Annotated in this window: 21 protein-coding genes, 1 tRNA gene and 1 pseudogene; 16 read left to right on the top strand and 7 right to left on the bottom strand. The window is 70.4% G+C overall.

The features are described 5' to 3' along the window. The first annotated feature begins 195 nt into the window (after positions 1–195). On the top strand, positions 196–2,943 hold the full coding sequence (locus PZB75_RS11505; RefSeq protein WP_275535207.1) for a penicillin acylase family protein: 2,748 nt from the start codon (positions 196–198) through the stop codon (positions 2,941–2,943). A 93-nt stretch (positions 2,944–3,036) separates the two neighbouring features. Here the strand turns inward: PZB75_RS11505 and PZB75_RS11500 are convergent, their stop codons facing one another. Next, positions 3,037–3,618, bottom strand: a complete 582-nt coding sequence (locus PZB75_RS11500) for a 5-formyltetrahydrofolate cyclo-ligase (RefSeq protein ID WP_275535206.1) — start codon at positions 3,616–3,618, stop codon at positions 3,037–3,039. A 106-nt stretch (positions 3,619–3,724) separates the two neighbouring features. Between PZB75_RS11500 and galU the strand changes: the two genes are divergently transcribed. From galU to PZB75_RS11465, 7 genes are all read left to right on the top strand, one after another. Continuing rightward, the gene (galU, locus tag PZB75_RS11495; RefSeq protein WP_275535205.1) at positions 3,725–4,627 is read left to right on the top strand and encodes a UTP--glucose-1-phosphate uridylyltransferase GalU; all 903 of its coding nucleotides are present in this window, start codon (positions 3,725–3,727) and stop codon (positions 4,625–4,627) included. A 3-nt stretch (positions 4,628–4,630) separates the two neighbouring features. Beyond that, positions 4,631–5,941, top strand: coding sequence for a gephyrin-like molybdotransferase Glp (gene glp / locus PZB75_RS11490; RefSeq protein ID WP_275535204.1), 1,311 nt, complete (start codon positions 4,631–4,633; stop codon positions 5,939–5,941). A gap of 121 nt (positions 5,942–6,062) precedes the next feature. After that, on the top strand, positions 6,063–6,560 hold the full coding sequence (moaC, locus tag PZB75_RS11485) for a cyclic pyranopterin monophosphate synthase MoaC (RefSeq protein WP_275535203.1): 498 nt from the start codon (positions 6,063–6,065) through the stop codon (positions 6,558–6,560). Beyond that, entirely contained in the window at positions 6,557–7,117 is a 561-nt protein-coding gene (locus PZB75_RS11480; RefSeq protein ID WP_275535202.1) for a MogA/MoaB family molybdenum cofactor biosynthesis protein, read from the top strand. The genes moaC and PZB75_RS11480 overlap by 4 nt, the downstream gene beginning before the upstream one ends. Before the next feature lie 17 nt (positions 7,118–7,134). Next, the gene (locus tag PZB75_RS11475; protein ID WP_275535201.1) at positions 7,135–7,740 is read left to right on the top strand and encodes a GNAT family protein; all 606 of its coding nucleotides are present in this window, start codon (positions 7,135–7,137) and stop codon (positions 7,738–7,740) included. A 162-nt stretch (positions 7,741–7,902) separates the two neighbouring features. After that, complete coding sequence (glpR, locus tag PZB75_RS11470) at positions 7,903–9,096, top strand: gephyrin-like molybdotransferase receptor GlpR (RefSeq protein WP_275535200.1); 1,194 nt, start codon at positions 7,903–7,905, stop codon at positions 9,094–9,096. 85 nt (positions 9,097–9,181) lie between these two features. Continuing rightward, positions 9,182–9,255, top strand: a tRNA-Ala gene (locus PZB75_RS11465). A 163-nt stretch (positions 9,256–9,418) separates the two neighbouring features. Here PZB75_RS11465 and PZB75_RS11460 read toward each other — a convergent pair. The 3 genes from PZB75_RS11460 to PZB75_RS11450 form a co-directional block, all read right to left on the bottom strand. After that, positions 9,419–9,883 carry a hypothetical protein gene (locus tag PZB75_RS11460; protein WP_275535199.1) on the bottom strand — a complete coding sequence of 155 codons (465 nt, stop codon included), beginning with the start codon at positions 9,881–9,883 and terminating at the stop codon, positions 9,419–9,421. A 61-nt stretch (positions 9,884–9,944) separates the two neighbouring features. Continuing rightward, a complete protein-coding gene (locus tag PZB75_RS11455; protein WP_275535198.1) occupies positions 9,945–11,774 on the bottom strand; it encodes an alpha/beta hydrolase in 1,830 nt (609 codons plus the stop codon). Positions 11,775–11,782: 8 nt separating this feature from the next. Then, entirely contained in the window at positions 11,783–12,238 is a 456-nt protein-coding gene (locus PZB75_RS11450) for a hypothetical protein (protein ID WP_275535197.1), read from the bottom strand. A 540-nt stretch (positions 12,239–12,778) separates the two neighbouring features. Here PZB75_RS11450 and PZB75_RS11445 point away from each other — a divergent pair. Together PZB75_RS11445 and PZB75_RS11440 are read left to right on the top strand one after the other, a co-directional pair. Beyond that, a pseudogene (locus PZB75_RS11445) lies at positions 12,779–13,423 on the top strand (acyltransferase family protein); the annotation flags it as partial. Between the two features lie 28 nt (positions 13,424–13,451). Then, positions 13,452–13,625: a hypothetical protein gene (locus PZB75_RS11440; RefSeq protein WP_275535196.1), complete on the top strand. Its 174-nt coding sequence runs from the start codon at positions 13,452–13,454 to the stop codon at positions 13,623–13,625. 123 nt (positions 13,626–13,748) lie between these two features. Here PZB75_RS11440 and PZB75_RS11435 read toward each other — a convergent pair whose 3' ends face one another. Further along, complete coding sequence (locus PZB75_RS11435; RefSeq protein ID WP_275535195.1) at positions 13,749–14,237, bottom strand: GNAT family N-acetyltransferase; 489 nt, start codon at positions 14,235–14,237, stop codon at positions 13,749–13,751. Between the two features lie 50 nt (positions 14,238–14,287). Between PZB75_RS11435 and PZB75_RS11430 the strand changes: the two genes are divergently transcribed. Beyond that, entirely contained in the window at positions 14,288–15,085 is a 798-nt protein-coding gene (locus PZB75_RS11430) for an exodeoxyribonuclease III (RefSeq protein WP_275535194.1), read from the top strand. 90 nt (positions 15,086–15,175) lie between these two features. On the opposite strand, the gene PZB75_RS11425 is transcribed toward PZB75_RS11430, so the two are convergent. Next, positions 15,176–15,808: a MerR family transcriptional regulator gene (locus PZB75_RS11425; RefSeq protein WP_275538675.1), complete on the bottom strand. Its 633-nt coding sequence runs from the start codon at positions 15,806–15,808 to the stop codon at positions 15,176–15,178. A gap of 167 nt (positions 15,809–15,975) precedes the next feature. Between PZB75_RS11425 and PZB75_RS11420 the strand changes: the two genes are divergently transcribed. The 4 genes from PZB75_RS11420 (at position 15,976) to PZB75_RS11405 (ending at position 19,782) form a co-directional block, all read left to right on the top strand. Then, the gene (locus PZB75_RS11420; RefSeq protein WP_275535193.1) at positions 15,976–17,529 is read left to right on the top strand and encodes an NAD(P)/FAD-dependent oxidoreductase; all 1,554 of its coding nucleotides are present in this window, start codon (positions 15,976–15,978) and stop codon (positions 17,527–17,529) included. Beyond that, complete coding sequence (locus PZB75_RS11415; protein WP_275535192.1) at positions 17,526–18,566, top strand: alpha/beta fold hydrolase; 1,041 nt, start codon at positions 17,526–17,528, stop codon at positions 18,564–18,566. Before PZB75_RS11420 ends, PZB75_RS11415 begins: the two co-directional genes overlap by 4 nt. Continuing rightward, entirely contained in the window at positions 18,563–19,447 is an 885-nt protein-coding gene (locus tag PZB75_RS11410) for an SDR family oxidoreductase (protein ID WP_275535191.1), read from the top strand. Before PZB75_RS11415 ends, PZB75_RS11410 begins: the two co-directional genes overlap by 4 nt. A 140-nt stretch (positions 19,448–19,587) precedes the next feature. Next, positions 19,588–19,782 (top strand): hypothetical protein, encoded by a 195-nt coding sequence (locus PZB75_RS11405; RefSeq protein WP_275535190.1) that lies wholly within the window; start codon positions 19,588–19,590, stop codon positions 19,780–19,782. Positions 19,783–19,963: 181 nt separating this feature from the next. Here PZB75_RS11405 and PZB75_RS11400 read toward each other — a convergent pair whose 3' ends face one another. Further along, the gene (locus PZB75_RS11400; protein WP_275535189.1) at positions 19,964–23,617 is read right to left on the bottom strand and encodes a S41 family peptidase; all 3,654 of its coding nucleotides are present in this window, start codon (positions 23,615–23,617) and stop codon (positions 19,964–19,966) included. Between the two features lie 508 nt (positions 23,618–24,125). Between PZB75_RS11400 and PZB75_RS11395 the strand changes: the two genes are divergently transcribed. Beyond that, positions 24,126–24,698, top strand: a complete 573-nt coding sequence (locus tag PZB75_RS11395) for a TetR/AcrR family transcriptional regulator (RefSeq protein ID WP_275535188.1) — start codon at positions 24,126–24,128, stop codon at positions 24,696–24,698. Positions 24,699–24,704: the final 6 nt, after the last annotated feature.

Raw genomic sequence — 24,704 nt, 5'->3', positions numbered from 1 at the left:
GGATCGTCCTCCGGTGGCCGGTACTTCGTTACCTTACCTAATCTTTAACGCTTTCTTGACGCGTTCTGATGTTCGTACGGTGATGCGCCGCTTACGCAAATGGCCGCATCCGCATACCGCGTCCGAGTGGTCTCCGCGCTGCGCCTATGGTTGCTCCAGCACTTTCAGGACCACCCTGCCCCTCGAAGGACAGCGATGCCCGCCAACAAAACCGCCTCTTCCGGCTCTTCCGGTGAGAAGAAGTCCGGTAAGAAGAAGGGGCGACGTGCCCGCCTGATCGTGATCGTCCTGGTGCTGGCGCTCGTCGGGGGTGTCGGATACGGCTCGTACTGGTCCGTGAGCACCGTCCGGGCCTCGTACCCGCAGACGACCGGCTCGATCAAGGTCGCCGGTCTCTCCAAGAACGTCGATGTCAAACGCGACGGTTACGGCGTTCCGCAGATCTACGCGGACTCCGACGCCGACCTCTTCCGCGCCCAGGGCTTCGTGCAGGCGCAGGACCGCTTCTGGGAGATGGACGTCCGTCGGCACATGACGGCGGGCCGGCTCTCCGAGATGTTCGGCTCGGGACAGGTCAAGACCGACGCCTTCCTGCGCACGATGGGCTGGCGACGGGTGGCGCAGCAGGAGTACGACACCGTCCTGACCGAGGAGACCAAGAAGAACCTCCAGGCGTACGCGGACGGAGTGAACGCCTATCTCAAGGGGCGCGACGGCAAGGACATCTCCGTCGAGTACGCCGCCCTCGGGTTCACCAACGACTACAAGCCCGCCGAGTGGTCCCCGGTCGACTCGGTCGCCTGGCTGAAGGCGATGGCCTGGGACCTGCGCGGCAACATGCAGGACGAGATCGACCGCTCGCTGATGACCAGCAGGCTCGACGAGAAGCAGATCAAGGACCTCTACCCGGCCTACCCGAAGGACCACAAGCCGATCGTCGCCGAGGGGGCGATCTCCCCGGAGACCGGCAAGTTCGATCCCGAGGCCGAGGCGTCCACGGAGGGCGGCACCGGCGCGGACATCTCGTCGGACGCCACCGAGGGCCTCCAGTCCCAGCTCGGTGCGCTGTCCGACACCCTCGACGAGATCCCCGCACTGCTCGGCCCCAACGGCAACGGCATCGGCTCGAACTCCTGGGTGGTCTCCGGGCAGCACACGACGACCGGCAAGCCGCTGCTCGCCAACGACCCGCACCTGGCGCCGCAGCTGCCCTCGCTCTGGTACCAGATGGGGCTGCACTGCCGCGCGCTCTCGGACACCTGCAAGTACGACACCGCCGGCTACACCTTCTCCGGAATGCCCGGTGTGATCATCGGCCACAACCAGGACATCGCCTGGGGCTTCACCAATCTCGGCGCCGATGTGACGGACCTCTTCCTGGAGAAGGTCTCCCCGGACGGCTATCTGTACGACGGCAAGGTCAAGGAGTTCACCGTCCGTCACGAGACCATCAAGGTCGCCGGTGGCAAGAGCCGTGACATCACCGTGCGCGAGACGAACAACGGTCCGCTGGTCTCCGACCGCAGCGACGAGCTGGAGAAGGTCGGCCAGAAGGCGCCCGTCACCAACTCCGCCCCCGACCGCGCCGACGGCTACGGGGTCGCGCTGAAGTGGACCGCGCTCGACCCGGGCAAGACCATGGACGCCGTCTTCGAGCTGAACCGCGCCAAGGACTTCACGTCCTTCCGGGCGGCCGCCCAGCACTTCGAGGTCCCCTCGCAGAACATCGTCTACGCGGACACCAAGGGCAACATCGGCTACCAGGCCCCCGGCAAGATCCCGGTGCGCAAGAAGGGCGACGGCACCCTGCCGAGCCCCGGCTGGAGTTCGGAGTACGGCTGGAAGGACAAGCCGATCCCGTTCGACACCCTGCCGTACGAGTACAACCCGAAGCGCGGCTACATCGTCACCGCCAACCAGGCCGTCATCGACGAGGAGACGTACGCCCCGCTCCTCACCAAGGACTGGGGCTACGGCACCCGCAGCCAGCGGATCAACGACCTCATCGAGTCGAAGATCAAGGGCGACGGGAAGATCTCGACCGACGACATGCAGAAGATGCAGATGGACAACAACAGCACGATCGCCGCGCTGCTGGTGCCCAAGCTGAAGGAGATCAGCATCTCCGACAAGAGTGTCCGCGAGGCGCAGAAGCTGCTGGAGGGCTGGGACTACACCCAGGAGTCCGACTCGGCCGCCGCCGCCTACTTCAACGCGGTCTGGCGCAACATCCTGAAGCTGTCGTTCGGCAACAAGCTGCCCAAGGAACTGCGGGTCGAGGGCGAGTGCCTGACGGTCCCGCGCGCCAAGGGCTCGGGTCCGGTGGACGAGCAGAACAAGCTGGTGCGCGAGTGCGGTCAGCGTGACGCCGACTCGGCCCAGCCGGACGGCGGGGACCGCTGGTACCAGGTGGTCGCCAACCTCATGGAGGACGAGCAGAGCGACTGGTGGAAGTCGCCGAGGACCCGCAGGGACCCCGAGACCACCACCCGCGACCAGCTCTTCGCCCGCGCCATGGAGGACGCCCGCTGGGAGCTGACCGCCAAGCTCGGCAAGGACATCACCACCTGGAGCTGGGGACGGCTGCACCAGCTGACCCTGAAGAACCAGACCCTCGGCACCGAGGGCCCCGGCCTCCTTCAGCGGGTCCTCAACCGGGGCCCGTGGAACCTCGGAGGCGGCGAGGCCGCCGTCAACGCCACCGGCTGGAACGCGGCGGGCGGTTACGACGTCGTCTGGGTCCCGTCGATGCGCATGGTCGTCAACGTGGGGGACTGGGACAAGTCCCGCTGGATCAACCTCACCGGGGCATCCGGGCACGCGTTCAACGCCCACTACACCGACCAGACGGACAAGTGGGCCAACGGCGAACTGCTCGACTGGTCCTTCGGTACGAACGCGGTGGGCCGGTCCACCAAGGACACGCTGACCCTCACACCGTAGAACCGGCGGCCCCGGCCGGGACCCGCCCGGGGCCCGGCCTCCGGGACCCGCGGGACCCGCCCTCCGGGGCCGGTCCCGCGGCCGGTCCGCCGCTCACACGCTGAAGCGCCGAGCCCCGGCCGGCGTCACCACCGCGTCCACGGGGTGGTCGTGCGGTTCCTCGGGGACCCGCGCGACCACCTCGTCGTCGTACAGCAGGACGACGAGCGCCGGATGCGCGCCGGCGGCCGCCAGCCGGGCCAGCACCCGGTCGTACGAACCGCCGCCGCGGCCCAGCCGCATACCGCGCCCGTCCACCGCGAGCCCCGGCAGCAGGACCGCGTCCGCGTCGAGCACGGAATCGGGGCCCAGCCGTATCCCGTCCGGCTCCGACAAGCCCCGCGCCGCGGGCACGAGATGGTCAGCGCCCCCGTACAGCGCCCAGTCCAGGTCGTTGTCCGGCAACAGCACCGGCAGCAGCACGCGTACGCCCCGCGCGCGCAGGGCGTCCAGCAGCGCGCGGGTCCCCGGTTCGCTCCCCACCGACACATACGCGGCGACGGTCGACGCACCGGCCAGCTCCGGCAGTCGCAGCGCCTCACGGGCCAGAACCGTCGCGGCCTCTGCCACGTCTTCCCTGGTCAGGAGGCGCCGTGCGGCGAGCAGTTCACCGCGCAGGGTGTTCTTTCGGGACATGTGGGTGTTCACAGGACACTCGCAAATCTCTTGAATTCATTTGTATCAGTACAAAGGTGACCGGAGCTTCGTCTTCATCCCATAGGCACCGGTTATGGTTCTGCGCATGACTAAGTCGCCCCCACGGATCAGCAAGGCCGTCATTCCGGCAGCAGGGCTCGGCACCCGCTTCCTGCCGGCCACCAAGGCCACTCCGAAAGAGATGCTTCCCGTCGTCGACAAGCCCGCGATCCAGTATGTCGTCGAGGAGGCCGTGGGAGCTGGTCTGTCGGACATCCTGATGATCACGGGACGCAACAAGCGGCCGCTTGAGGACCACTTCGACCGCAACTACGAGCTGGAGACCGCGCTCACGCGCAAGGGGGACGCCGAACGCCTCGCCCGGGTCCAGGAATCCAGTGACCTGGCGACCATCCACTACGTTCGCCAGGGCGACCCGCGCGGTCTCGGCCACGCCGTGCTGTGCGCCGCCCCGCACGTCGGCGACCAGCCCTTCGCGGTGCTCCTCGGCGACGACCTGATCGACCCGCGCGACCCGCTGCTCGCCCGGATGGTCGACATCCAGGAACGCGAGGGCGGCAGTGTCGTCGCGCTGATGGAGGTGGACCCGTCGCAGGTCCATCTGTACGGCTGCGCCGCCGTCGAAACCAGCCCCGAGGGTGATGTCGTACGGGTCACCGGACTGGTCGAGAAGCCCGAGCCGTCCGAGGCGCCCAGCAACCTCGCCGTCATCGGCCGTTACGTCCTCGACCCCGCGGTCTTCGACATACTGCGCAGGACCGAACCGGGCCGTGGCGGCGAGATCCAGCTCACCGACGCCCTCCAGCTCCTCGCCCAGGACGAGAAGCTCGGCGGCCCGGTGCACGGCGTCGTCTTCAAGGGCCGTCGGTATGACACCGGCGACCGGAGCGACTACCTCCGTGCCATTGTCAGACTCGCGTGCGAACGTGAGGACCTGGGTCCGGACTTCCGGTCCTGGCTCCGTACATACGTCACCGAGGAGATGTAGACCGTGAGCAGCCCGATCTGGTCGGTGGACGAGCACCTGGACGACATTCTCGAAGCCGTGCGCCCGCTCGAACCCATCGAGCTGCAACTGCCCGACGCCCAGGGCTGCGTCCTCGTCGAGGACGTCATGGTGGAGATCGCCCTGCCGCCGTTCGACAACAGCTCCATGGACGGGTACGCGGTCCGGGTCGCCGATCTGGAGGGCGCCGGCGAGGAGTTCCCCGCCGTGCTCACCGTCATCGGTGACATCGCGGCGGGCGGCCCCGGGCTGGCCCCGGGACAGTCGGTCGGACCGGGACAGGCCGCCCGCATCATGACCGGTGCCCCACTGCCGCCCGGCGCGGAGGCCGTCGTCCCGGTCGAATGGACCGACGGCGGCACGGGAGGGGGACCCGCCCACACCATGCGCGCCCACAGCGGCGCGCCGGAGGGCGCGAGCGGCGAGGTCCGGGTCCACCGCCCCGTCGAGGCCCGCGCCCACGTCAGGGCCCGGGGCAGCGACGTCAGGCCGGGCGATGTGGCACTGCGCGCCGGCGCGATCATCGGCCCGCCGCAGATCGGACTGCTCGCCGCGATCGGCCGCTCCACCGTGAAGGTGCACCCGCGCCCCCGGGTCGTCGTGCTCTCCACCGGCAGCGAACTCGTCCAGCCGGGCGAGCAGCTGACGGACGGCCGGATCTACGACTCCAACAGCTACGCCCTGACGGCCGCCGCCCGCGACGCCGGAGCCATCGCCTACCGGGTCGGAGCCGTCACCGACGACGCGGAGACGCTTCGCGCCACCATCGAGGACCAGCTGATCCGCGCCGACATCCTCGTCACCACGGGCGGCGTCAGCGTCGGCGCGTACGACGTGGTGAAGGAGGCGCTGTCCTCCGTGGGTGACGAGGACGAGCCGGGCAGCGGCATCGACTTCCGCACGCTGGCCATGCAGCCGGGCAAGCCGCAGGGCTTCGGCTCGATCGGCCCTGAGCACACCCCGCTGCTGGCCCTGCCGGGCAACCCGGTGTCGTCGTACGTCTCGTTCGAGTTGTTCGTGCGCCCCGCGATCCGCGCCCTGATGGGCCTGAAGGACGTCCGCCGACCGACCGTCCGGGCCACATTGGAGACCGGCAAGGCCCTGACGTCACCGGCCGGCAAGCGCCAGTTCCTGCGTGGTTCGTACGATGACGAGGCGGGCACCGTCACCCCGGTCGGCGGCTCCGGATCGCATCTGATCGCCGCTCTGGCCCAGGCCGACGCGCTGATCGTGCTGCCCGAGGACGTCACATCGGCCGAGCCCGGCACGGAGACCGAGGTGATCCTGCTCCGCTGACCGCGTCCCGGTGGCGGTACGGTATCTGCCGCTGTGCCTGCCGGGGGCCACCCCCCGGACCCCCGGCCGCACCCCGGTGCGGACCGGGCGGGCAACCGGCGCCCTATCGAGGCGGAGTCCAGTGAGTACGCAGAACAGGCTGACGCACATCGACGAGGCGGGCGCGGCCCGCATGGTCGACGTGTCCCAGAAGGACGTCACCGCGCGCACCGCCCGCGCGAGTGGCCGGGTCCTCGTCTCCCCCCGGGTCGTCGAACTGCTCCGGGGCGAGGGGGTCCCCAAGGGCGACGCGCTCGCCACCGCCCGGATCGCCGGAATCATGGGTGCCAAACGCACCCCCGACCTCGTCCCGCTCTGTCACCCGCTCGCCGTCTCCGCGGTCGGGGTCGACCTGCACGTCGCCGACGACGCGGTGGAGATCACGGCGACCGTGCGGACCACGGACCGCACGGGCGTCGAGATGGAGGCCCTGACAGCGGTCTCGGTCGCCGCGCTCACCGTGATCGACATGGTCAAGGCGGTCGACAAGGGCGCGGTGATCACGGACGTACGGGTCGAGGAGAAGACCGGCGGCGCGTCCGGCACGTACCACCGCACGACCGGGGTGACCCAGGCATGACGGCCTCGCCCCCGCCGCACCCGTCCCCCTCTCCCTCGGCCCCTCACCGCTCCCCGGAGGACGTCCCGTACCGCGCGCTCGTCGTGACCGCGTCGAACCGGGCCGCCGCCGGGGTCTACGCCGACCGGGGCGGGCCGGTCCTCGTCGACGGCCTCGCCGCGCTGGGCTTCCGTACCGACGGACCGACCGTCGTCCCCGACGGCGACCCGGTCGAGGCGGCGCTGCGGGCCGGGGTCGCCGCCGGATACGACGTGATCGTCACCACCGGAGGCACGGGCGTCTCGCCCACCGACCGCACCCCCGAAGCGACCCGACGGGTCCTCGACCACGAGGTGCCCGGCATCCCCGAGGCGATCCGGGCCGAGGGCCGCGCCAAGGTGCCGACCGCGGCCCTGTCCCGCGGCCTCGCGGGCGTCGCGGGGCACACCCTGATCGTGAACCTGCCGGGCTCGACCGGCGGAGTGCGCGACGGACTCGCGGTCCTGACCCGCGTCCTGGTGCACGCCGTCGACCAGCTGCGCGGCGGCGACCACCCCCGACCGGGGAGCACGAGCTGAACGTCCCGACCTGGCCGGTGGTCCTGACGGACGGTGAGGTCACCCTCCGGCCGATAAGGCTGCGTGACCAGGGCGCGTGGCGCGAGGTCAACCGGCGCAACCGCGACTGGCTGCGCCCCTGGGAGGCGACCGTCCCGCCACCCGCCCCCGGCGGCCCGGTGACGCAGCGCCCCACGTACCGCCAGATGGTCCGTCATCTGCGCGCCGAGGCCAACGCGGGCCGGATGCTGCCGTTCGCCGTCGAGTACGAGGGCCGACTGGTCGGGCAGCTGACGGTGGCCGGGATCACCTGGGGGTCGATGTGCTCCGGTCATGTCGGTTACTGGGTGGACCGGAGCGTGGCGGGCCGGGGTGTCATGCCGACCGCCGTCGCCCTCGTGGTCGACCACTGCTTCCGCACGGTCGGCCTGCACCGGCTGGAGGTGTGCATCCGGCCGGAGAACGGGCCCAGTCGGAGAGTCGTGGAGAAACTCGGATTCCGGGAGGAGGGGCTGCGGCCCCGGTACCTCCACATCGACGGGGCCTGGCGGGACCATCTGATCTACGCGTTCACCGCGGAGGAGGTACCGGAGGGGCTGCTGAGGCGCTGGCATCAGCTCCGGCGGGAGAAGTACGGGAAATGATATAAACGTTCGAATGACGCCCTCCGGGCACCGCCTCCCGGCCGATGAATCGCGCTGGAAACCACCAAAACTCGCAAAAGGTACGGGAAGATCGCTCCGATCGCGCGACACACCGGGCCAATTGGCGGATGCCCTTGCGTAAACCCCTCTACGGTGTGAGGCGTGAGCAGCAGCGGCCTCATCTACGCAGTCATCGTCGGGGCCTGGGCCGCCTACTTGGTGCCGATGTGGCTCCGCAGGCAGGACGAGCTCAACGAAGCCCGTCCGACGGAGCGCTTCAGCACCGCCATCCGGCTGCTGTCCGGACGGGCGGCCATGGAGCGCCGGTACGCCAAGGGGCTGCGCGAACGCGCCGCCGAGGAGGCGGGACCCGACGTCGACCCGGACGCGGTCACGGACCGATTGGATTCCGTGGACGTCCGGGCCTTCGCCGCGCCTCCGGCACATACCGAGGTGCGGTTGCAGGACCCGGCGCGCGCCCCCAGGAGCCACCCGGCCCGGAGCCACCCCGACGAACGCGACCATCCCGAGCGGGATCACCTGGACCACCGGGATCACCTGGAGCGCGAACACGCCGCCCGGGAGCGTCCCACGCGGCGCACGCGCCCCGCGGGCATCGACGCCGAGCGAGCCAGGCGCGCGCAGCGCTCGCAGGTGCTCGCCCGACGCAGGCGCACCACCGTGATCCTGTTCCTCGCCTTCACGCTGGGCGCGGTCGTGGCGGCGGTCGGCGGCCTCGGCTTCCTGTGGGCGCCCGCGGTCCCGGCCGTCCTGCTGAGCACGTACATCGTGCATCTGCGGGCGCAGGAGCGGCGCAGGTTCGCCTTCACCATGGACCAGCGCAGGGCCGAGGTGGCGGCGCAGCGACTCCGTGAGAACCGTCCCCGCCGGCACCAGCCCGCCGCCTCGGCCCCGGCCGACCCCGACGAGGAGCCCGAAGGGGGGCGGCCCGAGCCGGTTCCCGCCCCGACGGTCTCCCCGCAGGAGGCGGGCCGCCGCGCCCTGGTCGAGCAGACGGACCACGCGGAATGGGTCGACCAGCAGCGCGACCGGGGCCCGGGGCAGGGCGACAGCTGGGAACCGGTCCCGGTGCCCCTGCCGACGTACGTCACCGCACCGGTCGCCCCCCGCGCCACGGGCGGCGTCGAGGTCGGCGACCCGGAGACCTGGAGCGCGGCCCGCTCCAGCACGGCCGAGCCGACGTCGACCGGCACGAACCACCCCACCACCGCGTACACCGACCCGGCGGCCCCGCCCGCCCGCACCAACCAGCCGCGCCGCAGCCGCGACCGGGGCCGGACGCCGCTCTTCGACCAGTACGAAGAAGGCGACCGCCCCCGCGCGGCCAACGAGTGAATCCCCGCCGACCCGACCGGGCCGACCTGCGGGAAGCGGATTTCCGAGCACCCCGATCGAGGTGCTAGAGTTTCACTCGTTGCAAGGGCCTGTGGCGCAGTCTGGTAGCGCACCTCGTTCGCATCGAGGGGGTCTGGGGTTCAAATCCCCACAGGTCCACCGCAGCGACTGTTCTTGAGTCACATCAGGGACGGTTCACAAGATCCCGGTCAGACAGTAACTGTCTGACCGGGATCTTGTCGTTTCGGCGTCTGCTCGGGTGTGAGTCGGTCTGCCTGGGCGGGGGACTGGGGCCGCGCCGCCCTCCACAGCCGACCTTGCCTCAGCCGGATGTCGGCGCGCTTGCGGCCTCGTCGTGGAAGCACAGGGACACAACGGTGACCTCGATCGCGGACTCGTATTCACTGCCGGCGGGCGTCATGTGCAGACGAAGATCCGCCGACACCTGCCCGTCGCCCGAGTTGGCCACGATCTGGGGTGCCTTGGCCCTGCTGTCGTCCGGGCCGTCCTTGACGATCTTCCAGCCTTTCGACGGGAGCCCCTTCCGCAGCCTGTTCATCGCCGATTCCAGCTCCGTGTCCGGCAGGCGGTAGACGCTCCAAGGGTGGCGTACGCGGAACACGTCATCTTCTGCGGAGTGGTCCGAGCACTTTATGGGGAAAGGCGACGACGGCTGCGCCTTTCCCTTCATGTTCATGATGTCAAGAATTTCACTTGAGGCGACAGTGACTCTTTTTTCGACGGCTGACTGACTCTTGTTCGGGGCCGGATTATTTTTGTCGCTCATCTGAGAGCAACCTCCCAGGAGTAGGGCCGCCATCGCTATTGCAGGCGTACGGACGTACGACCTATTCAATTTTTGTCCATTCATACTGGCCAGTGATTACGTAGGCTTGCTGGCGTAGAGCGAGTGAGTTTTCGTCCCAGAATCCGCTGTGGTCCACCGAATCCGACTCAAGCACGTTCGAACCGAAAGCGGGATCGGTCGGGATGGTCCAGTTGTCGCCGAGGCCGGCGAGCCACCTACCGCCTTCCCGTACAAAGTTGTCGTTTCCTCCGCCGCCCATGGCCCACATGTGGCCCGGCTTGATTCCCAGGTCCCCCGCACGGTCGGCCTGCATGCCAGGGCTGCCCGCGACGAGGACATCGTCGACCGCCAGCGGTCCGCGCGGCCAGTGACCGGACTTCGCGGCGTCCCCGATGACGGTGGTGCCATAGCTGTGCCCGACGGCCGTGGTGTGTCCGGTGCCTCCTGTCGCCTCCACATGGGCGGCTCGGCTGCCGTCGAGAAAATCCCTCAGGACCGGTCCGCCCTCGGCGGCCTGATCATCAAACATGGCTTCGGGGAAAATGTCTCCCTTTTCGCCGGGTGAGGCTGAACGCGGGGCGTCGTAGTCGAACCAGGTGATGGTGGAGATCTTTGAGTCCTGGGCAATTCCGTGGCTTTCCTGCCACAGGATCTTTCCTCGATCGAGATCCCCGCCGATATCCTTCAGCTGTGTACCCGTGCCTGGAATATATATTGCCGTATGGTCGGCGGTGTCCGGATTTCCATTGGCGAGAATGACCCGTCCGTCGCCACCCTTTCCCTGAGAATCGAAACCGAGCAGATATGCCTCGGGCAGGCCGTCCTTTCCGGTCATGTCGAAACGGTTCTGGATCAAGTCCATCCCGTGCAGGCGTCCTTCCAGGCGGTCCTTCTCCTTGTTCCACTCCTTCCACTCCTTCGTCGGAATCGCTGCGCCCTTGACCTCAAGGCCCGTGACAGGGTTGATGTAGGGCTCATAGCGAGTGGGCTCCTTCTTGAGCCAGGTGTCGAGCCGCTCCTGAGTGGCGCCGCGCTGCTCTGCCAGAACGACCCGGTTCGCCTCGTCCCGCACGTCGGCGGGAAGGCCGTTGAGAGCCCCGATGCTCGCGGGGTGCATGGATACACAGGCTGCGCGGTCCTCCACGGAAAGGCCCTTCCACCACTGGGCGTTGGCCTCGGCGGAGCCTTCCTTCGGTGGACCTTCGATGGTGCCGAGATAGGAGACCGCAGCCGTGCGCACACCACTCGTGTCCGATGTGACGTCCGCCCAGTCCCGGTCGGACACCGTCAGGTCGTCGTCGGCCGTCAGGGCACGCAGCTTCGGCGACCACTTCTCGTCCGCCGCTGTCGCTCTCTTCAGAGCGTCTGCGATACGGTCGGCGATCGCCTGCGCACGAGCGTAATGGGGGTTGGGATCGAACTGCGCGGCCTGACGGTTGATTCCTTGGGCCGACGGCACGTCCACGCCGTTCGCCGTACCTCCCCGGGGGACCGTGCCGACGCCTCTGTCCGGGGCCGCTGGGTACGTCACGGAACCGTCGGAGTTCACTGTGAATCTCTCGGCATGCGCGTCGGCCACCGCCGATTCGAGTGTGCGTTTCACGGCGGCCATGTCATAGGCAAAGCCATTGAGCGCGGTACTGATCACTCCGCACTCGGTCTGTGTGTAGTGGAAGTTCCGCGACAGTGCCTGAAGCTGTTTCTGCGCGGCATCCGCGGCGACACCCTGCAGCGACTTGCGCATGCCGGTGGCAACCGTGTTGTCAATGTGCTCCTTGGCCGCCTGGGCCATGAGCGCCGTGGCGCGGTAGCCGTCGGCCGCGTCCTCGAACTCGGAAGGCTCCAGGGCTTTCAGGGTGACGTAGTCCATGGCCGCCGTCAGTGTCCCTTCGCCTGGCCGCCGACGGCATCGGTGTCCGCGTACGTCAGTTGCAGCGTGTGGAAGGCGGCGTTGACCGCCTCGTCGGTCATCAACTGGTCGTGTCCGACCTGTCCCAGAATCCGCTGAAGGGAATCGCACCGTTCACTGAGATCTTCGACGTACCGCTTCCATGAGTCGTAGACCTCTCGTTGAGCGGCGGCGCTCGGACAACCAGGGTTCGCGCCGAGTCCGCTCTGACCGTCCTCCAGCCTGACGAGTGCGGAACTGATGCCTTTGCGTAAGGAGCCGATCCCCTCGCCGGCCGTGACCCACGCCTTCTTACTGGATTTCAGTCCACCGGTCACGGCGCTGGTCGAGAGGGCAGGGTCCACCGGCACCTGGTTGAGCTGCATCCCGGTGGGCCTACCGACGGCTACGTCAGCTTTGATCTCTTCCCACTCGTCCCACGCCATGCGCGGTTCCCCCCTTGTACTATTTACGCCGACACCACTTGGCGTGCGAGACCTATATCGGTTCAGGGACATTATCCCGGGGCGAAGAGCGCGACCCTCGGCCCGCTACTCACGCCGCATGAGTACCCGTACTCATGCGGGTGGAGGGATCAAGCCCAGGCCGGCAATCAGGAGTTCGGTACAGATCAGGCAGGGCATTCCCAGCAGGATTTGCCTGTGTTCCACGGAATCCCGCGGAGTCCTTCGGACGCATGGCGATCAGTCTCGAACCGGCGGGTCGCGGGCGCTCGGTCGCTCGAACCGGGCACCGGCCCCGCTGTCCGGGCCGTGCCACCCCCTACCCGTAGTCCCTGAGAGCTACATGGGGGGTTGGCTCCCTGGCGGGACGACTTGCGTGGGGGGTGGTTCAAGCCTCCGGGGGTCGAGCAGCAGTGATCCGGGAATGGAAGGAACCACCCGTCATGGCCCCCCGCCCCAGTGGAAAACGTCTGCGTCGTGCCGGGCTCGCGGCGTTGGTCACCGCCTCGGTGGCCGTGCCGGTCTCGGGTGCGGGCCGGCACGTCCTACCGGCGGTGGATCGGCGTCCGGATGGGCAGGCTGTTCCGGCCCGGTCACCGTCCTGTTGGCCGTGTGGGGTGTCGTGGTACTCGTCATGCTCTGCGCGGGGGTGGACCAGCGGACCCTGTACGTGCTGTGCTCACTGGTGCTGTCCCCGCTGTGGTTCCTGCTGGTGTTCGCCGCGCTGACGGCACTGACCCCCGCTGGTGGCCCGGCTGCATCCGCTGTGGCCGTTCGCCGTGGTGCTGCACGTCGATCTGATCCGGTTCGGGCTGGACGGACCGCACTGGCTCAACTCCGTGAATGTATTGGCTGGTTGGCTCGTGCCGTACTGCCTGGGCCCGGGGTGGTCTGCGCGGCCGGGCGACCCGCTGGGCCATGTTGATCGGTGGCGCCGCCTGTCGCGCGGGGCTGGTCCTGTGGGCCGGATATCCTGCGGCCATGGTCGGCGTGCCCGGGAACGCCGTCTCCATCCTCGACCCGCCCGACCTCGCCGCCGTCACTTTCGGCATCGCCCAGTGCGGGGCGGCCCTGCTGCTGCTCGGACCGCTGCGCGGGGTACTGGCCCGGCCCGCCGTCTGGGCGGTGGTCGCCGTGGTCAACCTCTCCGCGATGACGGTCTTCCTGCCCGCCCAGGGCGACGGCCGAGGCGCTGGTGATCGGCCTGGTCATCGGTGTCGTCCTCGCGCTGACCACGGGCGGTTACGGCCACGCCCGGTTCGTCGTCGTCCTTGGCGGCGCCGCGGTGCTCGGCGCCCGGCTGCGGGACCGGACCCAGGCGGCGATCTTCGCGTACGAGACGGGCCTGATCCGGCCGAGCGGCCGCTGAGCGGGCATCCCCGCTGGGCCGTATCCCCGCCGAGTCGCTGGGCCGCTGACTCCTGCCGAGTGGTCGCCGAGCCGGGGCCCGGGGCCGGGCCCTGCTGTGCGGTGCCGTCCCGTGCGGCCCGGCTCAGGGGTGCTGGAGCGGTTTGGCGTAGCAGAGGCTGCTGTCGTACATGCGGTAGTGGCCGAACTTCGTGCAGAGGGCGTACCCGGTCGAGAGGTAGAGCGCCACGGCCTCCGGCTGCTGGTTGCCGGTCTCCAGGACCATTCTGGTCCGGCCCGCCGCGCGCGCGTCGGCCTCCAGCAGGGCGAGGATGCGGCGGGCCAGACCCTGGCCCCGCGCCTCGGGTATGACGTACATCCGCTTCAGTTCCGCGTCGCCGTCCGAGTAGCCCTCGGCGTTCTTCCTCTGCGTGCGCCAGCCGCCGGTCGCGACCGGGCTTCCCTGCGCGTCGTAGGCGATCAGGTACAGCCCGTGCGGCGGCGCGAACATCGTCGGGTCGAGCGGTGTGATGTCGCCCTCACCGTCCCCGTACCGCTCGATGTATTCGAGCTGGACCTGGTCGTTGAGCTTGACGGCATCGGGGTGGTCGAATGGTCGCTTTTGGATATCCATGCGGAGGATGGTACATGTATGCGGCATCTGGGTGTCGGTATTGTTCCTGGATGCTCACTGTGACCTCTGTAAATGTAAACGGACTCCGGGCCGCCGCGAAGAAGGGGTTCGTGGAGTGGCTGGCGGGGACCGACGCCGACGTCGTCTGTCTCCAGGAGGTGCGTGCCGAGCCGCAGCAGCTCGCGGCCGAGGTGCGCGAGCCCGAGGGCTGGCACACCGTGCACGCGCCGGCCGTCGCGAAGGGGCGGGCCGGGGTGTCGCTCTACTCGCGGCGGGCGCCGGAGCGGGTGCGGATCGGCTTCGGGTGCGAGGAGTTCGAGACCAGCGGGCGGTACGTCGAGATCGATCTGCCCGGTGTCACGGTGGCGAGCCTGTATCTGCCCTCGGGCGAGGTCGGCACGGAGCGGCAGGACGAGAAGGAACGCTTCATGGAGGCGTTCCTGCCGTACCTGGAGGAGCTGCGGGAGCGGGCCGCCGCCGAGGGGCGCGAGGTGCTGGTGTGCGGGGACTGGAACATCGCCCACCAGGAGGCCGACCTCAAGAACTGGAAGGGCAACAAGAAGAACTCCGGCTTCCTGCCGGAGGAGCGGGCGTGGCTCACCCGGGTGTTCGAGGAAGTGGCGTACGTCGATGTGGTGCGGGCGCTGCACCCCGGTGTGGAGGGGCCGTACTCCTGGTGGTCCTACCGGGGCCGGGCCTTCGACAACGACACCGGCTGGCGCATCGACTACCAGGTGGCGACCCCCGGGCTCGCCGGGCGGGCGGTGAAGGCGTGGGTCGAGCGGGCCGCCACGCACGGTGAGCGGTGGAGCGACCACGCGCCGGTGACGGTCGCCTTCGACCTGTAGGGCGTCCGTGGCGTGTGTCCGCGGGGCGCGCGCCTGTGGGGCGGTGTTCGTGCGGCGGGGCGGTGGCTCCGCCGGTCCGTGGGTGGCCCGTCAGGGTTCTTCGTCCGGGGGCCGGCGCAGCCGTCTGTCCAGGGCCATGGACAGCTCGGCGTCCATCACGCTGCGGGCCAGCGGGCGCAGTTGGGGGGGTTCGGTCTCGGCGGTGTGGGCGTGCATGACCCGGACGAACAGCTCGGCCAGTGCCTCGGCGTGCTCGCGGACGCGGCGGCCCGCCGAGAGGACCGTGGAGAGCGGCACCCCCTGGCGTACCAGCTCGGCCGACACCTCCAGGAGGCGGCGGCTGATGTGCACGATCTCGTCGCCGTCCGTGGCGAGGTAGCCCAGGTCGAGCGCGGTCGCGAGGTTCTCCGGGGTGACCTCGCTCCCGAAGTAGTCGGCGAGCTGTTCGGGGGTGAGCCGGACCGGGGTCTCCTCGGTGGGTTCGCCCAGGCCCAGCACCTCCGCGACGTCCCGGCCGCTCTCGAAGGTGGCGGCCAGGTCCGCGATGCCGTTGAGGGTGTGGCCGCGTTGCAGCAGGCCGGTGATCGTGCGCAGCCGGGCCAGATGGTGGTCGTCGTACCAGGCGATACGGCCCTCGCGGCGGGGTGGCGGGATCAGGCCGCGCTCGCGGTAGAAGCGCAGGGTGCGCACGCTGATGCCGGCCGCGTCGGCCAGCTCCTCCATGCGGTATTCGCGGTGCTCGCGTCCGTCAGCCACAACCGCACTCTATGGCGTACCGCGGGTAACTTTCCTTGGCCGCCCCCTACCGATCGGTACGGCTCTGCTCTAGTCTCCCAACAATGCCAGTGATTGCTGGCATGGTCGTGTGACGTATCTCGGGAGGCGGCGGTATGGCACAGAACGAGCATGTGCGGGTGGCGGTGATCGGATCGGGATTCGGCGGCCTGGGGGCCGCCGTCCGGCTGCGCCGCGAAGGCATCACCGATTTCGTCGTCCTCGAACGTGCCGGCTCGGTCGGCGGCACCTGGCGCGACAACAGCTATCCGGGCTGCGCCTGCGACGTGCCGTCCCACCTCTACTCCTTCTCCTTCGCCCCCAACCCCGACTGGCCACGCGCCTTTTCGGGCCAGCGGCACATCCGGGCCTATCTGGAGGGGGTCGCCGACACCTTCGGGCTGCGCCCGCACCTCAGGTTCGGCCACGAAGTGGCGATGATGCGCTGGGACAACGACGCGCTCCACTGGACGGTCGAGTGCGCCAACGGCGCGACGCTCACCGCCGATGTGGTGGTCTCGGCGACCGGACCGCTCTCCGACCCGAAGACCCCGGACATCCCCGGTCTCGCCGACTTCCCCGGGAAGGTGTTCCACTCCGCGCGCTGGGACCACGACTACGACCTGACGGGCAAGCGGGTCGCGGTGATCGGTACCGGCGCGTCCGCCATCCAGATCGTCCCCGCGATCCAGTCCCGGGTCGGGAAACTGACGCTCTTTCAGCGCACCCCGCCGTGGGTGATGCCGCGCGTGGACCGGGCGATCGGCTCCGTCGAGCGCGGGATGCACCGGCTGCTGCCGTTCACCGTCACCGCCCGTCGTGGACTCCTCTGGGGCATACGGGAGTTGCAGGTCAGCGCCTTCACGAAACACCCGAACGAGCTGGGCGTGGTCGAGCGGATAGCGAAGAACAACATCGCACGCGCGATCAAGGACCCGGCTCTGCGGGCGAGGTTGACACCCTCGTACCGGATCGGCTGCAAGCGCATCCTGCTCTCCAGCACGTACTACCCGGCGCTCGCCCAGCCCAATGTGGACGTGGTCGCCTCCGGACTGACGGAGGTGCGCGGTTCCATGCTGGTCGCGGCGGACGGATCGGAGACCGAGGCCGACGCGATCGTCCTCAGCACCGGCTTCCACGTGACGGACATGCCGATCGCGGACCGGGTCGTCGGCGCGGACGGTGTCCTGCTGTCCGAGGTCTGGAAGGGCGGCATGCAGTCGCTGCGCGGCGCGACCGCGGCGGGCTTCCCCAACTGGATGACGATCATCGGCCCCAACACGGGGCTCGGGAACTCCTCGATGATCCTGATGATCGAGGCCCAGCTGAACTACCTGGCCGACTATCTCCGGCAGTTGGACTCCCTGGGCGGACGGGTGGCGCTCGGCGCGCGGCCGTCGGCGGTGACCGCCTGGAACCGGCGGGTGCAGCAGCGGATGCGGCGGACCGTGTGGAACACCGGGGGCTGCACCAGCTGGTACCTGGACGCCAACGGGCGCAACACCACCATCTGGCCCGGTACGACCGGTGAGTTCCGCAAGGCGACCCGGGCGGTGGACATGGCGGAGTACGAGGTCGTCCGGGCCTCCTCGCCGGACCGGCGCGCGGCCTCCGTGCCGGCGCAGGCCGCGACCACGTCCACGTCCACGTCCGAGGGGATCGCGCGATGAGCGGGCGGTCCCGGCGCACGGAAGCCCCCCTCCGCCCGGAACGCGAACTGATCGTGGTCTCCGCCGACGGTTCCCGGCTCCACGTCGAGACCTACGGGCCCGACGGAGCCCCGGCGGTGGTGCTGTCGCACGGCTGGACCTGCGACACCCAGTTCTGGGCCGCCCAGATCCGCGCCCTGGCCACCGACCACCGGGTCGTCGTCTACGACCAGCGGGGACACGGCCGCACACCCGCCGCCGGCCCCGGGGGCTGCACCACGGACGCGCTCGCCGACGACCTCGAAGCGGTGCTCGCGGCGACCCTCGTACCGGGGGAGAAGGCGGTGCTGGCCGGGCACTCCATGGGCGGCATGACGCTGATGGCCGCCGCCGGACGGGACGGACTGCGGGAGCACGCGGCGGCCGTCCTGCTGTGCAGCACGGGGGCCGCGCGGCTGATCGACGACGCGCTGGTGGTGCCGGTGCGGGCGGGCCGGTTCCGCACCCGGATCACACGGGCGATCCTCGGGTCGGCCGCGCCGCTCGGTCCGGTCACGCCCGTGTCCAAGCGGATTCTCCGTTACGCGACGATGGGCGCAGGGGCCGCGCCGGAGCGGGTAGAGATCTGCGCCCGGATCGTGCACGGCTGCCCACGGGCCGTCCGGGTCGCCTGGGGGCAGGTGCTCGCCGAACTCGATCTCCGGGAGGGCGTACGGGAGTTGCGGGTGCCCACGGCGGTGATCGCGGGCGCGGAGGACCGGCTGACCCCGCCCACCCAGGCTCGGGCGATCGCCGACGCGCTGCCCGAGTGCGTGGGGCTCACCGTGTTGACCGGGGTGGGCCATATGACACCCGTGGAGGCCCCGGAGCTGGTCACCGCGCGGATTCGGGAGCTGGTCACCACGTACCTCACCGCGTCCGACACCGGAGCGGACGGCCGGGCGGTGGACACGAGGACGGCCGCGCCGCCGAGTACCGGTGGCGGGGGCGGCAGGGAAGGCGCGGAAGACGTGGACGGCACGGTCGGCACGGTCGGTATCGAGGAGGAGGTCGCATGAACGGCAGGCGTGGACTTGACGGGCAGGTCGTCGTCGTCACGGGCGCGGCGCGCGGAGTGGGCGAGCTGCTGGCCCGCAAGCTCTCGGCGCGTGGCGCGAAGCTGGCGCTGGTCGGCCTGGAACCCGACGAGCTGAAAAGGGTCTCCGAACGGCTGCACGCGGAGAGCGACCACTGGTACGCGGACGTCACCGACCACGAGGCGATGGCCCGGGTCGCGGCCGAGGTCAAGGAGCGGTTCGGCAAGGTCGACGTCGTCGTCGCCAACGCGGGCGTCGCGTCCGGCGGCCCGTTCGTCGACTCCGACCCGGACGCGTGGCGGCGGGTCATCGAGGTCAATCTGATCGGGGGGGCGGTGACCGCGCGGGCGTTCCTGCCGGTGCTCATGGAGAGCCGGGGGTACTTCCTCCAGATAGCGTCGCTCGCCGCGATCGTGCCCGCGCCGATGATGAGCGCGTACTGCGCGTCGAAGTCCGGCGTGGAGGCGTTCGCGCACAGCCTGCGGGCCGAGGTCGGGTACAGGGGTGTACGGGTCGGGGTCGGCTATCTGTCCTGGACGGACACGGACATGGTGCGGGGCGCCGACCAGGACGGCGTCATGCGCGAGTTGCGGCAGCGGCTGCCGTGGCCGACGAACCGCACGTATCCACTGGGCCCGGCGGTCGACCGGATCGTCGCGGGGGTCGAGCGCAGGTCCGCCCATGTGTACGCGCAGTGGTGGCTGCGGGGCATGCAGTCCGTGCGGGGCGCGCTGCCTCCGCTGATCGGGGTGGTCGGGCAGCGCGAGATGCGGCGCTTCGGGGCCCGGCTGGAAGGCGTCGGGCGGGGGCTCGTGGGGGCCGGGGGAGCGGCCGACCAAGAGGCGCGCACTCTGCGTAAATGATCGAAATGCGGTGGATGTCCTGGCGTGAAATTCTGGACGAGGCCCGGGGGCGTCCGCAGAGCCGCGCCGATCGCCGCAGGTGACCGGTCGGGTCCGGGTGACGTCTCCTTCCCCACAGCACCTCGCTAGGAGTGAACAGCATGGGCATCGCGGACCAGTTCAAGGACAAGGCGCAGCAGCTCGCGGAGCAGGCCAAGAAGAGCGCGGGTGACAAGAAGGGCGCGTCGGGAGAGAAGTCGTCCGGCACGTCGGAGCGGGGCTCCGACCTGACCGAGAAGGGCCGGCAGAAGGCGGCGGACACGGCCAAGCAGGCCCGCAAGCGGTTCGACAGGTAAGGGCCCTCCCTGGTCGAAGAGGGGCCGGTCCCGGTCGGCGGTAAGGGCCGGACCCCGGTCGGTAAGGGCCGGTAGGGCTCGTGAAGCGGAACGTCGAGCGGAGAGGCGCACCCGGTGTCACCGGGTGCGCCTCTCCGTTGCCGTGCTTCTTTTCCGTGCTGCCGTCTGTGTTGCCGGGGGTTCAGTGCGCCGGGCGCGGGGGCAGCGGCGGCCGGCGGCGGCTGGGGGCCGTGGCGTGGGTCGGCGGGGTCGCCGCCGGGTGCGCGGCGAGCAGGTCCAGCGCGATGCGGACGGCGTCGTCCAGGACCGCGTGCCGGCCCTCCGCCCAGTCCAGCGGGGTGCGCAGGGCCTCCAGGTCGGGTTCCACGCCATGGTTCTCGACCGACCAGCCGTAGGTGTCGAACCAGGCCGCGTTCATCGGGACCGTGATCACCGTGCCGTCCCCGAGCCGGTGCCGTCCGGTCATGCCGACCACCCCGCCCCAGGTGCGCTGGCCCACCACCGGCCCCAGCCGCAGCAGCCGGAACGCGGCGGTGATCATGTCCCCGTCCGAGGAGGTCGCCTCGTCGGCCAGGGCGACGACCGGGCCGCGCGGGGCGTTCGACGCGTACGAGACCGGCTGGGCGTTGCGGGTCAGGTCCCAGCCGAGGATCTTCCGGGTCAGCGTCTCGACCACCAACTCGCTGATGTGTCCGCCCGCGTTGCCCCGTACGTCCACGATCAGCGCCGGGCGGGAGACCTCCAGCCGCAGATCCCGGTTGAACTGTGCCCAGCCCGAGCCGCCCATGTCGGGGATGTGCAGATAGCCGCAGTGGCCGCCGCTCAACTCCCGTACCACGTCCCGGCGTTTGGCCACCCAGTCCTGGTAGCGCAGCGGCCGTTCGTCGATCAGCGGCACGACCGCGACCCGGCGCGGGCGGCCCCCGCCCTCCGCGCACCGGAAGGTCAGCTCGACCGTGGTGCCGCCCGCCGCCGCCAGCAGCGGGTACGGTCCCGCGACGGGGTCGACCGGGCGTCCGTCGACATGGGTGAGGACCGCGCCCTCCCGGATGCCCGTACCGGCGAGCGGCGAACGGGCCTTGGAATCGGACGAGTCGCCGGGCAGAATCCGCCGTACCGTCCAATCACCGTCCCGGCAGACCAGGTTGGCGCCGAGCAGACCCATCGCGCGCTGGTAGTGCGGCGGTCCCTCGTTGCGGCGGGCGGGCGTCACGTACGCGTGCGAGGTTCCCAGTTCGCCCAGCACCTCGCGCAGCAGGTCCGCGAACTCGTCGGGTGACGCGACCCGTTCGACGAGCGGGCGGTACTGGTCGAGTACGGCGTCCCAGTCGATGCCGCACATGTCCGGTTCCCAGAAGTAGGAACGGATGATCCGGCCCGCCTCCCCGTACGCCTGCCGCCACTCCGCCGCCGGGTCCACGTCGTGCAGGATGCGGCGCAGGTCGAGGAAGACCGTCGTGTCGGTATCGCCGGGCTCGGTCGCCGGTACGGCGCGCAGCTCGCCGTCGTCCATGACGACCAGCCGGGACGCGTCCCCGCTGACCGCGAACCAGTCGAGGTGGGCGACGAGTTCGGTCCTCCTGGCCTTGGTGATGTGGAAGTGTTCGAGGGTGGGGCGGCCCGACATGTCGGCCGGGTTGGCGAACGTCTCGCCCAGCGCGCCCGAGATCGGCCAGCGCAGCCAGACCAGTCCGCCACCGCTGACCGGGCGCAGCGCGGAGTACTTGGACGCGGCGACCGGGAACGGCGTCACCCGGCTCTCCAGCCCCTCGAACTCGACGGTGACGGCCGGGCCCGTCCCCTCGCCGAACGTCACCCCGGCGTCCAGCGGATCGGCCGGGTCGAGACCCCCCGCCGCCGGGCGCCCGTCGGGCAGCAGCGCGAAGGGAGACGGCGTGGCCGAGGAGAGCGGGACCAGATACGGGCGGCAGCCGAGCGGGAAGGAGAGGTCGCCGGTGTGGACGTCGTACACCGGGTCGAAACCGCGCCACGAGAGGAACGCGAGGTAGCGGCCGTCCTCGGTGAACACCGGATTCTCGTCCTCGAAGCGGCCGTTGGTGACGTCGACGATCGCGGGGGCACCCGGACCCATGATCCGGGCCAGCTTGATCTGGCGCAGTGAACGGCCGACTCCCGGGTGCGACCAGGTCAGCCAGGCGCCGTCCGGCGAGAAGGCGAGGTCGCGGACCGGGCCGTTGACGGACCGGATCAGCTCGCTGACGCGGCCGGGCGCGGTGAGGACCGCGGGGACGGCGGGGTCCGGGGGAGCGCCGGGAGGTGCGGTGGCGGCCCTGGGGCCGGCCGTGTCTCCGGCTGCGGCCGTGTCTCCGGGGTCGGCCGTTTCCCCGGCTCCGGCCGTGTTTGCAGGGCCGGCCGTTTCCCCGGCTCCGGCCGGGCCCGCGGCGCCGGCCGTGTCCCGGTCCGCGCTTGCGGCCGTGTCCGCCATCAGCACCGTCTCCGCACCAGCACCAGCACCAGCACCCGCACCCGCACTCGCGCCCCCCTCCGCACCCGCGCCCGCGCCCGCCTCCGCGCCCGCCACCGCATCCGCCTCTGCCACCGCCACAGCCACCGTCTCCGGTCCCGCCTCCGCCGTGTCGAGCAGCAGCAGCCGCCCGTCGTGCGACGCGATGGCGAGCCGTTCGCCCGCCGGGTCCGCGACCATCTCCTGGACCCGGCCCAGCCGTCCCGACGCCAGTCGGTGCGGTTCACGGGCGCCGCTGGCGCGCGGCAGGTACGCGATCTCGACGGCGTCCTCGCCGTCCGCGTCCGTGACGTACGCGACCTGTCCGCCGCTGCCGAGCATCTCCGGCAGCCGTACCCGTACCCCCGGGGTGTCGGCGATCGTGCGGGCGGGCCCGTCGCGGTGCGTGAGCCAGTACAGGCTGCCGCGCACCGACACCGCGCTCGCCCGGCCCGTCTCGTCCACCGAGAGCGAGTCGACATGGGCGGAGGCCGGTACCTGGTACGTACGCCGGCCGGCCCGTGGCCCGCCGACCCGTACCTCCAGCCTGCGCGGCACCGCGTCCGGCGACTCCAGGTCGTCGACCAGCCAGAGGTCGCCCGCGCACTGGTAGACGACCCGGCGCCCGTCGCTGGACGCGTGCCGGGCGTAGAACGCGTCGTGGTCGGTGTGGCGGCGCAGTCCGGTGCCGTCCGGCAGACAGGAGTACAGATTGCCGACGCCCTCGTGGTCGGAGAGGAACGCGATCCGTCCGCCTACGAACATCGGGGCCTCCAGATGGCCGTCGATGTCCGGCAGCAGCCGTTCGCCGTGCAGCCACAGCCGTCCGGTCGCCCCGCCCCGGTACCGCTTCCAGGCGGCGGGTTCGTGCGGCGGCTTGCCGGTCAGCAGCAGGGTGCGGCGCTCACCCCCTATGTCCGCGACCGCGATGTCGGAGACGGGACCCCATGGCAGCTTGCCGCCGGGGCCGCCGTCGGGCGGCACACCGTACGCCCAGGAGAAGTACGAGAACGGCTGGTTGTGCGAGGACACGGCGAGGATCTGCGCCGCGTCGCCGGGGTCCGGCGTCCAGCCGCACACCCGGGCGTCGGTCGAGCCCCAGTAGGTGAGCCGGCGGGCCGGACCGCCCGCCACCGGAGCGAGATGGATCTCCGGGTCCAGGCTGCGCCAGGTCGTGTAGGCGATGCGGGTGCCGTCCGGGGAGAACCGTGGGTGGCCGACTCTGGTCCGGTCGACGGTCAGCCGCCACGCGCGGCCGGGCCGGTCCCCCTCGGCGGCCAGGGGAGCGACCCAGAGGTCGTCCTCGGCCACGAAGCAGAGCAAGTCCTCGTGGAGGTGCGGGAAACGGAGATACGCGACGTCGTCACTCACCCTCCAATGCTTTCCGCGCCGGAGGGCCCCGGCAACTCCTGGACGCGCCACACGTACGGCGGAACACGCGAACAACTGCCCGCGTCAGCGGTGCGTGCCCCCTTCGCGTCCTCCTCATCAAGGACCATCGGACCATCGAGGACTCGCCACGGACTCGCCACGGAACTCGCCACGGACTCACCGAGGGCTCGCCACGGTCTCATCGAGGGCTCGTCACGAACTCATCGAGGGCTTACCGAGGACTCAACACGGGCGCGTACCACCTCGGTGTTTCCCTTCCCTCCCCGGCCGCGTACCGCCAGGGTCTGCGGCCCGCGCCTCGGCCCGCAGCCAGCCCGCGCGCCCGGCGCGACTCTGTGGTGCAGCCCACAGTCGAAACGAGTCCGTTTCGCTGGACGGCGGAGGTAACGTCGTAGGAGTACGAAACGGTTTCGTTCGGCCGACCGGTGTTCAACCGGCCCGGCCCGCGCGTGCCGGACGCACGGATCAGGGAACGGGAGGTCGGCCCATGGCAGGCAGCAGGCTCACGCCCGAGCGCGAGAGCGAGCTGTACGCGGCGGTGCTCGACCTGCTGCGCGAGGTCGGCTACGACGCCCTCACGATGGACGCGATCGCCGCCCGTACCCGTTCCAGCAAGGCCACCCTCTACCGCCAGTGGGGGAGCAAGCCCGAGCTGGTCGCCAGGGCACTCCGGCACAACAAGCCGGTGAGCCTCGTCGAGATCGACACCGGATCGCTGCGCGGCGACTTCCACGCCGTCCTGCACCGCAGCGACGACTGCCAGATGGAGAAGGACTCCGCGCTGATGCGGGGTCTGAGCCATGCCGTCTTCGAACACCCCGATCTCCATCAGGCCCTGCGTGAACTGCTCATCGAGCCGGAGATGACCGGCCTCGACGTGCTGCTGCGCAGAGCCGTGGAACGGGGCGAGGTGCGTCCGGACAACCCGGCGCTGAAGTACGTGTGCCACATGCTGATCGGTGCGCTCGCCGCTCGGCAACTGATCGACGGACGTCCGATGGACCAGGCGTTCCTCGTCGATTACGTGGACTCCGTGGTGCTCCCCGCCCTCGGAGTCTGACCGTCC

Source organism: Streptomyces sp. AM 4-1-1 (genome assembly GCF_029167625.1).
GTDB lineage: Bacteria > Actinomycetota > Actinomycetes > Streptomycetales > Streptomycetaceae > Streptomyces.
The sequence above is the reverse complement of the archived record's forward strand: the minus strand, read 5'-3'. Positions and strand labels throughout refer to the sequence as shown.